General features: G+C 51.4%; 10 protein-coding genes. 3 read left to right on the forward strand and 7 right to left on the reverse strand.

Annotated elements, in window-relative coordinates; all coding sequences use genetic code 11:
- Positions 1 to 14 precede the first annotated feature (14 nt).
- From DWX84_RS02810 to DWX84_RS02820, 3 genes are read left to right on the forward strand one after another with little or no spacing between them, the layout of a single operon-like run.
- A complete protein-coding gene (locus DWX84_RS02810) occupies positions 15 to 890 on the forward strand; it encodes a carbon-nitrogen hydrolase (RefSeq protein ID WP_122377411.1) in 876 nt (291 codons plus the stop codon).
- Positions 890 to 1,897: an aminodeoxychorismate synthase component I gene (locus tag DWX84_RS02815; RefSeq protein WP_057326278.1), complete on the forward strand. Its 1,008-nt coding sequence runs from the start codon at positions 890 to 892 to the stop codon at positions 1,895 to 1,897. The genes DWX84_RS02810 and DWX84_RS02815 overlap by 1 nt, the downstream gene beginning before the upstream one ends.
- On the forward strand, positions 1,881 to 2,495 hold the full coding sequence (locus DWX84_RS02820) for an aminotransferase class IV family protein (RefSeq protein ID WP_005862170.1): 615 nt from the start codon (positions 1,881 to 1,883) through the stop codon (positions 2,493 to 2,495). Before DWX84_RS02815 ends, DWX84_RS02820 begins: the two co-directional genes overlap by 17 nt.
- 101 nt (positions 2,496 to 2,596) lie before the next feature.
- On the opposite strand, the gene DWX84_RS02825 is transcribed toward DWX84_RS02820, so the two are convergent.
- From DWX84_RS02825 to DWX84_RS02855, 7 genes are all read right to left on the reverse strand, one after another.
- Positions 2,597 to 4,438, reverse strand: a complete 1,842-nt coding sequence (locus DWX84_RS02825) for a hypothetical protein (protein WP_122377412.1) — start codon at positions 4,436 to 4,438, stop codon at positions 2,597 to 2,599.
- An 18-nt stretch (positions 4,439 to 4,456) separates the two neighbouring features.
- Positions 4,457 to 6,592: a DUF5686 family protein gene (locus tag DWX84_RS02830; protein ID WP_122377413.1), complete on the reverse strand. Its 2,136-nt coding sequence runs from the start codon at positions 6,590 to 6,592 to the stop codon at positions 4,457 to 4,459.
- Between the two features lie 4 nt (positions 6,593 to 6,596).
- Positions 6,597 to 8,090, reverse strand: a complete 1,494-nt coding sequence (preA, locus tag DWX84_RS02835; RefSeq protein WP_122377414.1) for an NAD-dependent dihydropyrimidine dehydrogenase subunit PreA — start codon at positions 8,088 to 8,090, stop codon at positions 6,597 to 6,599.
- A 14-nt stretch (positions 8,091 to 8,104) separates the two neighbouring features.
- Positions 8,105 to 10,621 (reverse strand): hypothetical protein, encoded by a 2,517-nt coding sequence (locus tag DWX84_RS02840; RefSeq protein WP_122377415.1) that lies wholly within the window; start codon positions 10,619 to 10,621, stop codon positions 8,105 to 8,107.
- Between the two features lie 21 nt (positions 10,622 to 10,642).
- Positions 10,643 to 11,497 (reverse strand): hypothetical protein, encoded by an 855-nt coding sequence (locus DWX84_RS02845; protein ID WP_122377416.1) that lies wholly within the window; start codon positions 11,495 to 11,497, stop codon positions 10,643 to 10,645.
- 8 nt (positions 11,498 to 11,505) lie between these two features.
- The gene (locus DWX84_RS02850; RefSeq protein WP_005862182.1) at positions 11,506 to 11,895 is read right to left on the reverse strand and encodes a helix-turn-helix domain-containing protein; all 390 of its coding nucleotides are present in this window, start codon (positions 11,893 to 11,895) and stop codon (positions 11,506 to 11,508) included.
- A 180-nt stretch (positions 11,896 to 12,075) separates the two neighbouring features.
- Positions 12,076 to 13,680, reverse strand: coding sequence for a helix-turn-helix domain-containing protein (locus DWX84_RS02855; RefSeq protein ID WP_005862185.1), 1,605 nt, complete (start codon positions 13,678 to 13,680; stop codon positions 12,076 to 12,078).
- Positions 13,681 to 13,682 lie beyond the last annotated feature (2 nt).

Below are 13,682 nucleotides of genomic sequence, written 5' to 3' on the forward strand. Positions count from 1 at the left end.
ACAACCAATTAAATATGAAAGTAGGATTAATACAACAAAAGAATACCGCTGATAGAGCGGCGAATATAGAGAAGCTAAAGGTAAATATCCGTAAAGCTGCCCGGGAGGGAGCGGAATTGGTCGTCTTGCAAGAACTGCATAACGGCCTGTATTTCTGCCAGACGGAAGATACGAGTATGTTTGACTTGGCGGAGACGATCCCCGGCCCATCGACGGAAACCTTCGGTGCCTTGGCGAAAGAATTGGGTATCGTCTTGGTGCTTTCCCTTTTCGAGAAGCGTGCCCCGGGCCTGTACCATAACACGGCCGTCGTCTTGGAGAAAGACGGTACGATCGCCGGAAAATACCGCAAGATGCACATCCCGGATGACCCCGCTTATTACGAGAAGTTCTATTTTACCCCCGGTGATTTAGGCTTTGAGCCTATTAATACCTCTGTGGGGCGTCTTGGTGTGTTGGTTTGCTGGGATCAATGGTATCCGGAAGCAGCCCGTTTGATGGCTATGCGTGGCGCCGAGATGTTGATCTATCCGACCGCTATCGGCTGGGAAAGTAGCGATACGCAGGAAGAGAAGGACCGTCAGCTGGGTGCGTGGGTGACCATACAGCGGGGACATGCCGTGGCGAACGGACTCCCGGTCATTTCCGTAAATCGTACCGGGCATGAGCCGGACCCTTCGGGACAAACGGGCGGTATCCGGTTTTGGGGAAACAGTTTTGTGGCCGGTCCCCAAGGTGAGCTATTAACCGTATTCCCGAATGACGAGGAGGAGGTACGTGTGATAGAGATCGACAAGACTCGCAGTGAGAACGTGCGTCGTTGGTGGCCTTTCTTCCGGGATCGCCGTATCGATGCGTTTGGTGGTTTGACAGAACGATTTTTAGTATAATGACCGAATACACGCAAGAAGAGGCCGTCTTCCGCATGAACGAAATGGGGAAAGCGGGACGGCCTTTCCTTTTTATCATTGATTATAAACGAGAGCGGATCTACGTGGAGAGGCCGGAAGAGATCGCTCCCTCCGAGTTATTGTACGATTTGAACGGCTTTACGAATACAAATCATGAATGTAACTTGCGGGATTCCTCTCATCTTATATCCGGAGAACCTGTTGAATGGCAACCCTCGTATGTTTCTTTCGAGGAGTATGCCCATTCATTCGAGACCGTTTCCCGGCATATCCATGCGGGTAATTCTTATTTGGTAAACTTGACATGCGCTACTCCGATATATACGAACCTCTCCTTGAAAGATATCTTTTACCATTCCAAGGCGATGTATAAGCTTTGGATGCGGGATCGTTTCGTGGTATTCTCGCCGGAGATATTCGTGCGGACGCGGGATGGTCTCATCTATTCGTATCCCATGAAAGGTACGATCGACGCTACGCTGCCCGATGCCCGGAGACGTATCCTTGATGATCCCAAGGAAGCGGCGGAGCATGCCACGATCGTGGATTTGATCCGGAATGACTTGAGTATCGTAGCCTCCGAGGTTTGTGTTCCCCGGTATCGTTATATCGATGAATTGCGTACGCATAACGGAAGTTTGTTGCAGGTCAGTTCTGAGATAAGAGGCCGGTTGCCGGAGGGATGGAACGGCCATGTCGGGGAGATTTTGTTTAGCCTCTTGCCTGCCGGCTCCATCACGGGCGCTCCCAAGAAAAAGACCTTGGAGATCATCGCCGAGGCGGAGACCTATGAGCGGGGCTTCTATACGGGGGTGATGGGGTATTTTGACGGCCAAGATTTAGACAGCGCCGTGATGATCCGTTTTATGGAACAAGTCTCTCCCCGTTCGTTTATTTTCAAGAGCGGTGGGGGAATCACCTCTAAAAGTGAGGTGAGATCGGAGTATAACGAGATGAAACAAAAAGTATATGTGCCCATCTATTGAGACCTTATCTGGGAGTCCGTTTGTGGAGACGATCCGTATCGAGAAGGGACGGATACATAACCTTCCTTACCATAATGCCCGGATGAACCGTACCCGCAGGGAGCTATTCGGAGCGAGGGAAGAAATTGATCTCGCGGGTTACATTCATCCGGGGCCTCATCAAGAACGTACCAAATGCCGGGTGGAATATACCCGCGAGGTCTTAAAGGTAGAATACGTTCCTTACCGTATGCGTCCGGTTCATTCCTTGCGATTGGTTACATGCGATGAGATCGATTATTCCTATAAGAGTACGGATCGTCAATGCCTAAATGATTTATTCGCCCAACGAGCGGGACATGACGATATCTTGATAATCCGTGACGGTTTGCTGACCGATACTTCCATTTGTAATGTCGCCCTTTGGAATGGCACCTCTTGGATCACTCCCGCACGCCCTTTGTTATGTGGTACGATGCGTGCTTACTTATTGGATAAAGGCTTGGTACAGGCCGAGGATATCCCGGTAGAGGATCTGCCTAAGTATACCCGGATCCGTCTGTTTAACGCCTTGATCGAGTTCGGTGAAATCGATGAGATCACACGAATATACGTATGACCCTACGCGAGTATCGGCGTGGCCCTGTGCCTCTATAGGTAAGGGGTTACGCCGATATCCGTGTGGCCTCTTACCTATATAGGCATGAATCAAGGTGTTTCCTAGAACAATATATCCACCTCCATATTGCTGATCCATTCTACCGGCCGGCCGGCCACCTTATTGCAAGTGACGGCGAATTTCAAGGGGAGGATAATTCCCAATGGGATGCGTAACCATCCCGGCATATTGAAATTATGGACACCGATCAGGGAACCTAGCTGGATACCGACCGAGGGAGCTACCAAGAAACGGGTCTCGTCATTACGGCGGTCTATACCCATCTCGAAATAACTATACAGGCCGAGGAAACGTTTCGGGGAAACGAATATATCCATGTTATAATTGGCGCCCGCCTTCACGTTCCAGTTCTTGATCGTGTAGGAGGAGGAAGGGGCGTGCATATAATAACCGGAGATCGTAGGGGATACCCAATGAGCGATGTCGCTCGGCTCCATGATCATGCCTTTCCCTTTCCCGAACTTATGCCAATTGATCATGCTGACGTTCAAGCGACCGCCATACGTCATGACACCGTCCCGGTTGCTATGGATCGGCGTACCGATCAGGAACATGAAGGAGTTGGCTACCCTCGACCGGATAAAGTTGCGGGTAAAAGGCTTTTGTACGATCAGCTGTAGCTCATCCTTGCGGTCGGCGACAGAAGCTTCCAAGGGGACGTCATCCAGATCCGTCCCGAAGGGGATCGGGAAATCCTTGATTACCGGGAAACGATCGTAGACGAACTGGGGCAGGTCGTCTCGTTCGGAAGGGATCTCGTTCAAGATATTCTCGCCTGATCCTTCCAAAGCATTCTGGTAAGCTTTCCAGACTTCTACGATAGACTCGCAGGTGGCGGTCACGACTTGGTAGAATACTTTCGTCTCCCGCTCGTAGCTATCGCCTTTCTCCAAGGAATAAGGGTGCTTCTCCGTGACCCGGATATGCCGGTAATCATCGGCCTCGTTGTACTCCATCATGTTTTGGTTCAAACGTTTATCGCCGTAAGCGCTCCAAGTCTCACCCTTTAGGTTGGCAGTCTGTACGGGGATGGTATTGTAGAAATCGTGCAGGCTCTTATTGTTGGATACGGCGGAGGCGGAGAAGCCCCTACGTACCATTTGGTGTCCGGAGGCGAAGGAGTCTTGTAGGAAATGCTCGGCAAAAGCCTCGTACATCGTGGCGTAGAACATAAGGTTGCTCGCCATTTGCGTATCTCCTTTACACATCTCCTTGCCTGCTTCTTGCGCTAGATAGATGGCGAAGATGTGGATGCAGAAATACTTGCTCATGGAGGGCAACTGATTTAATTTATCGAAGACCTTGTTTACTTCCGAGGGGCGTTGAAGGCGGCGGATCAGCTCGGGGTCGATCATCTTCAGATGCTCGTTCAATCCCTTGCCATAGGCGTAGAAGTGGGAGAGGTCCTTGATCGCCAGGATACCGTAAGCCAGATTGATGTCGAGCAGCTCCTTGCTGTTGGCTCCGGTGAGGAACTCGTTCATGGCTTGTGTCTCCAAAGCCAGCGTACGGTTCGTCTTGGAGAAATGGGTCTGCAGGCCTGTCTCCAAGAGCATGGGATTTTCCACATGGTCGCCGGCCAATCCGCAAAGCGTACCGTAGGTTACGATATTCGGCAACTGCGTCAGCTCATTCATGGCGTAGGCGTTCGAGCCGGGCATATGCGACATGTTGAGGATCTGCAGCAAGGCGCTATCGGCGACGGCCTCGTTGGGGAAGATCCCGTTTTCCACCAGATAACGCGGGAGAAGGCTCATGGCACGGTCGCCGATCTTACGATGCTCGGCGAAATCCCATGCGAAGGCCGAACTTGTTATTGCGCTGATACCCATAAGTAGGCATCCGCGGTGAAGAAGTTGTTTAATAGTGTTTCTCTTGTTCATATCTATACTTGTTTATAATTATCTGAATAACTCAAGCGCGAACTTCAACCCGACGCTTTGATACTTGAACTTCTCGAAGCCTAGGAAAAGCGCTATATGAAAAAGGTCGCTACCGATACCATACCCGAGCTCGCTGTAATTCGGCAATACGGGAGTCCATAGCTGGCTGAGGTAGAAACGTTCGGACACGAGGTATTTATGCGCCTTGGGATTGGGCTTGAGGAATCGCAATAGAATGAATGGGCTCTCGTACATGAGGTGCCCTTGAATATATTTGTCGGAGGCATTGCACCAATCCCCACCCAGATTATGAAAGATCCCGCCAAACCGGTCGCCCCAAGGCTCGGGGAAATAACGTTTGGCGAAATAGCTAAAATCGGCGAAGTACATGTTATGCTGGTTAAAAAAGAGTCCACCGCTTAGATTGTAACTCAGTCGTTCGGATAAGCCCAGCCGTACGGTCTGGTTCATGCCGGCCTCCATCCGCCAATAATTTCCCGTACAGCCGAGCAGGTCCGGTATGCTTCGTGCCAGCTCGATCCGGAAGGTCGGGTAATGGGAATGTAGGTACTCTTTCCGGTAACCGTCCATCCAGTAATATTGCCGGGGCGTGTAGGTAAGGCCGATAACCGGGGTGAACTCATTATGATCCTTTAGATCCAATCCGGTATCCTTATTCTTTTTCACGGGCGTACGATAGTGGTATGCGAGTCCGGCCGAGAGCCGGAAGCCGTTCATCAGTTCTATCTGGTTCATCAGCTTGGCATAGTAGTGCTGGAAATACTTCAAGTTGAGATCTTCGAAACGGATTGGGGTATCTTTTAGGATCTCGTTGATCTGGTGGATCACTTCGGAGGAATAGCTTTGGTTGTCATTGGCTATCGTGAGGTTGAGGATGCCTTGACGCTCGGGGTGATACTCCCAGTCGGTTGTTAGCCGTAGGCGTAGCTCTTTCTCCTTGAATAGGAAACCGATCTCGGGGTGGAAGCGTAGCTGACGGTCATGCTCGAATGTCTTACTGATACGTGCTTCTTGCTTATAGGTGATCCCGTTGCTTCCGAAAGATAGCTGGAACGGGTTGAGAAGGCCGGAATACTTCACACGAGTACTCTTGTAATCCCTGTTGACCGTGCTGGTGAGCCGCTCGCCGAGTTGGAGGTAGCGAGTGAGAGCGCTGCTGTCCGCTTCCGTCCTCACCACGTTCGTTCCGGTGGTGTACAAGGCTTTCTCGTCGGTAGTGAGCGGCTTGTCCCTCCGGCTGTTCCAATAAGTGCTGTCTTGGGTAAAGGAGAGTGTGTCGGAGGTGATCGTATAGTATTGGGTTTGATCGAGCGAGTATAATTTCCTGCTCTCATGGTCTTCCTCTACCCAAGAGATTGATTTATAGCGGAAAGCGGCGTGGATGTCGCTCTCTATCCGGTTGCCTAGGGCATGGTAGCAGACTTGCAGGTCAGCCTCTTCCGGGAGGATGAAATGCTTCTCGTCACGGTTGAAACGTATGCTTAGGTTGAACTCGGAGAAAGAGGAGTGCCCTTGTATCTCGATACGGTCGATGGTCCAGAGTTCGTCGGTTACGTACAGGTTTCCGGATAGTAGTTTCTGGCTCCATTGGCGAGGGGTGAAACGGATGTTATACACAGGGATGCCGGAGATCGTGTCCGTGCCTTCCTGCCGAAACGTGTAATATTTGAAAGCATCGGGCGAGAGTGGCATGATCATTCCCTTATTGTAGATCGTGGGGGAGTAGACGTTCAAGTTGACGAACGAGGCTATCTCCTTGTAATGCCTTCCGGCGGCGAGATGGCTGCTGTTGATGGCTACAATCTCGTTGCGATAATGGTTGGGAGCGTCGTAGCGGGTGAGGCCACTCATCTCGAAGAAGGCATCGCGGGGATGACGCTCTATCGGGAAGACCAGATAGGCGTATCGTAGCAGCTTGTTCTTCCGGGGAACGTGCGTACGGCCTTTCACGTAGGTCTCCGCTTCATAGCTCTCGAGGACGTGCTCGTAGATGGGGGCTTGATGGATTACCTGCCGCATGATGGAGTCGGCTCGTGTGACGGGTGTCTTCTCTTGTGCCCGCAGGTCTGAATGGACTAGCGGGCACAGAAGAAGTATGGATAGTAGAATAAGGTGTCCCGTCTCGATCCTCATCCTGTCAATGTATGGCGAAGGTTGGGCATACTAATGCGCAAAGATGGCAGCCGACACATTTTTGCTCGTCTATCACCGGTTTGCGCATAGAGGTGAAACGGATAGCTTGATGTCCACCGTCGTTACAGGAAACGAAACAGCGTCCGCAGCCGAGGCATAGGCTGTTATCTACTGTCGGGCGGTGTATCTGCGTACGTTCCAGTTTCTCGGGGGGTACGATGTTCGGTAAAGCGATACCTATGAGGTCGGATAGGGTTTTATATCCGTTCTCTTGCATGAACAGTCGTAACCCTTCGCATAGATCGTCGATGATCCGGAAGCCGTATTGCATCACGGCGGTACATATCTGTAGGTTCGTGCAGCCTAGTAGCAGGAAATCGAGGGCATCCCGCCAAGTCTCTATACCGCCTATCCCGCTGATAGGCATCTTGCCGGCAGAAGGATCGCTCGCCAGCTCATGTATGAACCGGAGAGCGATAGGGCGCACGGCTTTCCCCGAATAGCCGGACACGCTGCTCAGTCCGCAGACAACGGGCCGGGCCGTAAGCGCTTTCTCATCGATACGGGTGATACATTTGATGGTGTTGATGGCGGCTATCCCGGTGGCTCCTCCTTCGTGGGCGGCGAGCGCCACGGGTGTCATCTGCCCGATATTCGGTGTCATCTTCGCTAGTATCGGCAGATGGGTACCCCGGCGTGTGGCGGCGGTGAACCGGCGTACCAGTTCCGGGCTTTGTCCTACGTCGCTGCCCATCCCTTCTTGCGTCATTTGTGGGCAAGAGAAGTTGCACTCAATGATATCGGCCCCAGCCTGCATGGAATATTGGGCAAGTCGTGTCCACTCATCGTCTGTCCGTCCCATAATGGAGGAGATGATTAATTTGTCAGGATAGCGTTGCTTGAGGCGATAGAGAGTATCGAAATTCTCTTCGACAGAGGCTTCCGACAATTGTTCCATGTTCTTGAATCCGATGAAAGGCACACCATCCACCTCCATTTGGTCGAAGCGGGGGGATACCTCATGGCTCGGATAGAATGATATCGTCTTGAAGCAGATACCGGCCCAACCGGCTTCGAGGGCCCGGACGCACATCTCGTAATTATGGGCTACGGGCGAGGAGGCCAGTATAAAGGGGTTGGCGCAGCGGACACCACAAAAGTCGATCGCCAAGTCCGGAGACGAAGTGAGGGGAGAACTATCCGTCGGGTTTGGCATATCTTGTAATTGCCGTACGATCTGGGTGATGGATATCGCCCGGTCGGTTCGTCCGCGGAGGCAGGCCTTCTCGCAAGGATGCCCGTCGCAATCCTTGCAGGCTTCCATCCGGTAGGCCCGGAGGATAGCTCCCGCTAGGTTGTCCATTTTACAGGCCCGCAGCAAGCGGCCCGGATCTAGTCCGGGCTTGCATGCCTTCGTGCAGACAGGGTCATCGCACAGATAACAGCGATTCGATTCTTCCGTTAGGAGGCGTTTTCTCTGGAGGAGGTTTGTCTTCATGGCTTCTAACTGTATTATCTCACTACTTTCTGTACTTTCCGGTAACGTTCGGTCACGACCTCCACGGTGTACAGGTGTCCGGGCAGGCTGAAGATTGCTTTTCCGGATACCGCTTGCTGGTGACCGGTTAACGTGCCGTTCATGCTGTAGACGTTGACGGTGGCTCCCGGCAGGCAATCTACCGTAAGCATGCCGTCGAGGAAGCGGATAGACAGGGGCTCGTCGGTTGTTACCTCCTCATTGCCAGTGGCGCTCACGTCACCTCGTACATAGGTGATGTTGTTGATGTCCCACGCCAATACGAAGGGTTTGTCGCTGTTTACCATGAAGGGAAAGGTGTCGGTGCCGAAGCTGATCTTCCGTTCGAGTAGCTTGGGGTAGTACTGGTCACGGAGCGTGTTCGACTTCTCGGCAGTGAGCAGATAGAGGGTGGATGAGAAGGACTCGGCTGTCTCTTCCGGCCTGACGTGCTTGTCCGTGCGTCGTATCTTCGAATAGGATGCGCTGATACCCTGCGAGGTTGTCGCTGTGGTCTGGTCTGTCCATTCCCAAGAACTTTGGTTCTCTAGTTGGAAGAAGGGGAATTTCAAATCCATAAGGCTGATGGCACCTTTGGTCTGACTGTCGGAGATTGTGCCGCTGGTTTCCAGCGTCATGTCGATCCGTTCGGAGTTGAGGCTGAAGTTGACGGACTTGCTGACATTTGGCTCGCTGGCGGTCATGGTGAGGATCTCACGGGCCTCCCAGTCTCCAAGTTTGCTTGGATTGTCTATGCGGAAAGGCTCTAGGTCGAGAGGCACTTCTACTTGTTTGATACTCTGCCGTGTCATGTAAGTATAGCTGAATATGGGCATTCGTACACTCTGTCTCCGGGTGGGGGAGAGGTATTCTAGGTCGCAACGGGTCAGAATGGGTACAGAGTAGAGGGCGATGGCCCGGTAGTCTGCTGTGTCGTTTGCTTCGAAGGTAACGGTGATGGACTCGGACTGGCTTGTTACTTCCTCGTGTTGTTTCTGGAAGGAGTATCCGCCGCCGAATGCTGCCGTGAGTTTATCCGTATGCGGTCCGAAGGAGCATTTGAGGTCGCTTTTATAGAGTCGGCTCACGGAGTTGCTGGTGCCCGATCCCATGGTGAAGGCAAGGCTTGAGGCTACGCCGAGGTCGCCGAACCACTCGTTATTATCCACTACCGTTGGAGGTGGTCCTTCGATGATGCCGACGAGGCGCACGAGATTGCGTAGCTCGCTGTTGCCGAACAGGGCCTTCTCGTCGTTGAAGGAACTGCGTCTCTCTACGATCTCGTTGGAGCGGATGGAGGCGATGTAGGCGTGCTTGTACCAATGGTATGGAGTCTGGTTACCTCGCAGCAGGTAGATATATTGCTTGTAGTAGAGCCCTCCGCCGGGAGCTGTCTCGGTGGTAGGATCTGCCGCGGTGGCTACGACCGTGTAGCCGTAGGGCAGGTCGGTGTAGATGGGTGCGTCGGTGGCGAAGCTGTTGCTGCCGGGGTAGAATTTCTTTAGGAAGTGTTCGCCCGTTCCCTTGCCATCATAGGTACAGTAGCTGAAGATCAGGGGATTTGAGGAAGCTTTGTAGCCGCTGGTATTGTCGGCTGCGTAGCCTTCTATATCGGCTTGGATGAGCTTGAGCGAGAAGGTCTTCGAGCGTCCTATGTCGTGATGCGCGTATTCTTCCCAGTTGGAGGGCCATATGTTATCCTTGCCATACTCGCCGCTGTAGCTGAATGCCTCGAAGGTACCGCTCTTGAGTCGGCCTACGATGAGTTTCTCCACGTTCTTTTTCTCGGTGTCGTCGTAGCCGTACCACGAGGTGGCGTCCCAGTGGTCGTCGGGATCGTATTCCATTGATATGCCTGTTGAGCCTTTTAGCTCGATATTATCGTGTCCGGCGTTGCGCACGGTGCCGCACCAGTCCCAGCCGCTGTTCAGCTCGGGGTCGCCGTATTGGTAGACTTGCAGTTTCTTGTTGGTGCGGCGGTGTAGGATGACGCAGATCTTGTCACGGTAGATGGTGGCGGCGAAGTTGGCGTAAGTTTTCCCGTCATCGAGCATACGAGTTTTCTTGTATTCTCCCTTTTTCATATCCACCTCGCCGATCCATATCTGGCCATTGGTATTATTCTTCCAGAGCACGTAGAAGCGATTGCGGTATACGATGATCTCGGCATCTTGGTATACGCCGAAATCATTGAGAAAGATCATTTTCTTACCGGTGTCGCCAACGGTGGATTGTTCCATTGTCCGGGTCTCGCCGTTCACCTCGAAAGCGATGAGGCGTATGGATGAGGGGCCGTTATTATCTATGTAGACCCCGTAGAGCTTCCCTTGGTAGTATTGTGCGTCGGTGAAGCAGTAATAGGCACCTCCGTCTTTATCTATATTGTGGAATTCTTTCACCTTATACAGTTCGGGATGTTGGCTGATCTGTGCCTTGACGGTGGTGGTAGAGGCACAGATAAGCAAAAATATGGCGATCAGCCGTATCGCTTGTGCTTTGAGTGTCGTTCTCATGTATATATCTGTTTAAGAGGTTTAGAAACTGATATTGAATTGTAACTGTACGGACTGCCTCTTGCCGAAGCTTCCGTTTACTCCGAGCGAGATGTTGTCAGCGAGGAAATAGTTCACCCCGGCCAAAGCGTACAGCTTGTGACGGGCGTGGAAGGTCTCGTCGATACGAGCGGTATAGTCCTCGCCGGCATATGTCTTGGTGAACTCGTACCGGTCTTTCATCGTGTAGTCTTTGTAGAGGATGCCGGCGTAGGGCACGAAATTGCCCAGCGCGTATCCGGCTACTACGGGCACGGCCCACTCTAGGTAACGGCGGTTGAGGCTGAGGTCTCGCAAGGGGATGGTCTTGCCTTGGTAATACACCTCGGTGGTCATGTTATCGCTGTTGGCATAGCGCACGCCGGGTTGGGTAGACATGAAAAAGCGGTCGGTGAAGGCATGGCCGTAACCTAGCCCTCCGCTGTAGATGGGTATCATGTTCTTGCTGAAGATGGTACTGCTTAGGTCGTCATCATCTCGGAAAGTCTCCTCGTGGGTGAAGTTGGTGGTACCGATGCCTGCCCACAGGCTGAGATTGTCCCATACACGATAGGAGAGGCGCAGGGAAATACTGTTCATGATGAGTCGGTGACTTACCGAGTGATTGTCCTCGTCGATTTGTTCGGATGTCCAATTCTCCGGGTTTCCCATCTGCCCATCTTCATCCACGCCAAATGACGTGGTGGAGAGCCAAGGGGTACTGGTATCGTGACTTCCGTTGATCTGTAAGTTGAAACGTTTTTTCCCCGTAGGATATTTGTCTAAGGGGATCAATATATCCGCCTTGGCTTGATAGACAGTAAAAACGGATAAGAGTAGGAGTGTAAAATGTCTCATATCGCTATTTATTTAGTTGAATCATTTACGTTGTTATAATATAGGTTGGCGAAGTACTCGATGGGAGTGTTGCCCGTCACCTCCTTGAATTGGCGGTAGAAAGAGGTACGGGAGGTAAACCCAGCCGTCTTGTATAACTCCTGCGGCTCTTGTGTGAGGCACTTGGAAAATTCCCGTATGAGGTACTCTACCCGATAGATAGCCAGCCAGCGACTGAAGTTCATACCCGTCTGATTGTTCAAGGTAGAGGATAGCCGGGTACGGTTCGTGCAAGCGAGGTTGGCCAACTGGCACAAATTGAACTGTGGATCGAGATAAGGCTTCTTATCCTCCATGATTTGTAAGATGCGGGCATATAGCCTGCGTTCGATTAGGGATGGCTTTTGCTTTTCTTCCATATTGGTACTGTCTTAAGTAACCCGCATAAGAGGGACTTGCGAGGTCAAATATAGACAGTCCCATTTGGTAAATCAAGGGATGAGAAAAGATGCGAACGTATTGAAACTTGATCCGAACGATCTGGTACACCAAAGGCCGTAAAGCCCCTGCATCAAAGGCTAGACACGTACTTTAACAGATTATTTGCCGGTCTCTTTTCGTACGTTTCTGTATTGGTTGGGCGTAAGTCCGGTGACTTGCCGGAACTGCCGGAAGAAGGAGGTTCGGGAGGTGAAGCCTGATTCGGAGGCTAGTGCGGTGATGTCGCTGTCGGGACGTAGGGCGACGAGCGAAAGGAGGTGGTGTACCCTGTATTCAGCCAGCCAACGACTGAAGTTCATTCCCGTCTGCCTATTGAGGGTGGTGGATAGTTGTGTTCGGTTAGTACCCACTAGACGGGAGAGGGTCACAAGGTCGAGATTAGGATTTAAGAAAGGCTTTTGCTCTTTCATAACTGATAGGATTCGTTGATATAGGAGATTATCAGCTTTTGTTGTGACCTCGGTGTTTGCCTCTGAATGATCTGGTAACTTTATTTGTGGCCGGGAGATTAGCGGAAGCGGATCGTGTATTAGCAACCAAGCCGCATGATGGCTTATCAATAAATCGAATAACTGGCGTAGGCGACGGCGATGATTTCTCCACCAAAGGTATCCTCCGGTTAGGATAGCCATGAGCAAAATAATGACTCCGGTAAGGATATACTGGATGAGCCGTGCCTGTTCCGCTTCCGCCTTCTGACTTTTTAAGCGGGTGGATAATAGTTCGTTTTGCAGGCTTTCGCTGATCATCTTTCTGCGTATGTTCATTTGCTCTTGGGCATAATGGGATTGTAGGGAGTCTGCCCGGTTTGCCTGTTGGATGGCTTCCGATTGATTTCCGGTCGCATAATGGCATTCGGACAACATACGTGCCACACGCACCTTATATTCCTCGATATTGTCTTTGTTCCTCAAGAGAGGCGTGGCGACATTATTGAATGAGACTCTGTCTAATTCCTCCAATACGGATAGTGCCTCTTTGTTTTTTCCATGTTTCCGGAGAGAGACGGCGTATTCCATGAAGAGTTGATATTGCAGATAGCTGATCGTGTGTATTTGGTGTTTCGCCTGAAAGTGGCGGATATCGGTAATGCATCGTTGGGTCCATTCCTCCGCTTCGGCGGTCTTTCCCGTACGGCTTAATGCTATAGCTTTTACTAAGTGAGGAGAGCTTATCACTTTATATTTCAAGTTCACCAATGCTGAATCCGCATAGATGAGTGCTTGGGGATATAATCCACATTCAAGACAAGCGCTAGCCGCCGTGATATACCAGTTTTGAGGATTTATATATGCATATTTTCGTGCCTCGTTTATCCATCGCTCGCATTCTGCGGGTTGGCGTATCTGTGCGTGAAGAAATGCCATACGCAGGTGATTCATGAGAAGGTGCTTGTCTTTTATGCGGATGGCATAAGGTTTCATGCGGTCGAGTAGCATTCTCGCATGGGCCGTGTCCTGTAATCTGCAATAGCGGGTGTATATGATTTGGCGGGTTGCCAGCAAAAGCGAGTCATTCCCTATTTCTTGGGCATGGGTTTCTATCTCTTCGCATAGCTGGTCGTTCAAGGGACCGCTCAACAAAGAATAATCATTCAGTTGCGCTATTTGCTGATCCAATTGCTGCTTGGGTGGAAGAAGAGAGTGGGAGTCGCAGGCGTAAAGGACTGACAGTAGGAATATGTAAAGTATGCTTGTTTTCATGA

The organism is Parabacteroides sp. AF21-43, assembly GCF_003635435.1.
Taxonomy (GTDB): Bacteria; Bacteroidota; Bacteroidia; order Bacteroidales; family Tannerellaceae; genus Parabacteroides; species Parabacteroides distasonis.

Bases quoted from the DNA above. Each gene is read 5' to 3' on its own strand.
- preA (WP_122377414.1), bottom strand. From the start codon at position 8,090: ATGAAGACAAACCTCCTCCAGAGAAAACGCCTCCTAACGGAAGAATCG.
- DWX84_RS02825 (WP_122377412.1), bottom strand. From the start codon at position 4,438: ATGAACAAGAGAAACACTATTAAACAACTTCTTCACCGCGGATGCCTA.
- DWX84_RS02815 (WP_057326278.1), top strand. From the start codon at position 890: ATGACCGAATACACGCAAGAAGAGGCCGTCTTCCGCATGAACGAAATG.
- DWX84_RS02845 (WP_122377416.1), bottom strand. From the start codon at position 11,497: ATGAGACATTTTACACTCCTACTCTTATCCGTTTTTACTGTCTATCAA.
- DWX84_RS02820 (WP_005862170.1), top strand. From the start codon at position 1,881: ATGTGCCCATCTATTGAGACCTTATCTGGGAGTCCGTTTGTGGAGACG.
- DWX84_RS02840 (WP_122377415.1), bottom strand. From the start codon at position 10,621: ATGAGAACGACACTCAAAGCACAAGCGATACGGCTGATCGCCATATTT.
- DWX84_RS02850 (WP_005862182.1), bottom strand. From the start codon at position 11,895: ATGGAAGAAAAGCAAAAGCCATCCCTAATCGAACGCAGGCTATATGCC.
- DWX84_RS02830 (WP_122377413.1), bottom strand. From the start codon at position 6,592: ATGAGGATCGAGACGGGACACCTTATTCTACTATCCATACTTCTTCTG.
- DWX84_RS02810 (WP_122377411.1), top strand. From the start codon at position 15: ATGAAAGTAGGATTAATACAACAAAAGAATACCGCTGATAGAGCGGCG.
- DWX84_RS02855 (WP_005862185.1), bottom strand. From the start codon at position 13,680: ATGAAAACAAGCATACTTTACATATTCCTACTGTCAGTCCTTTACGCC.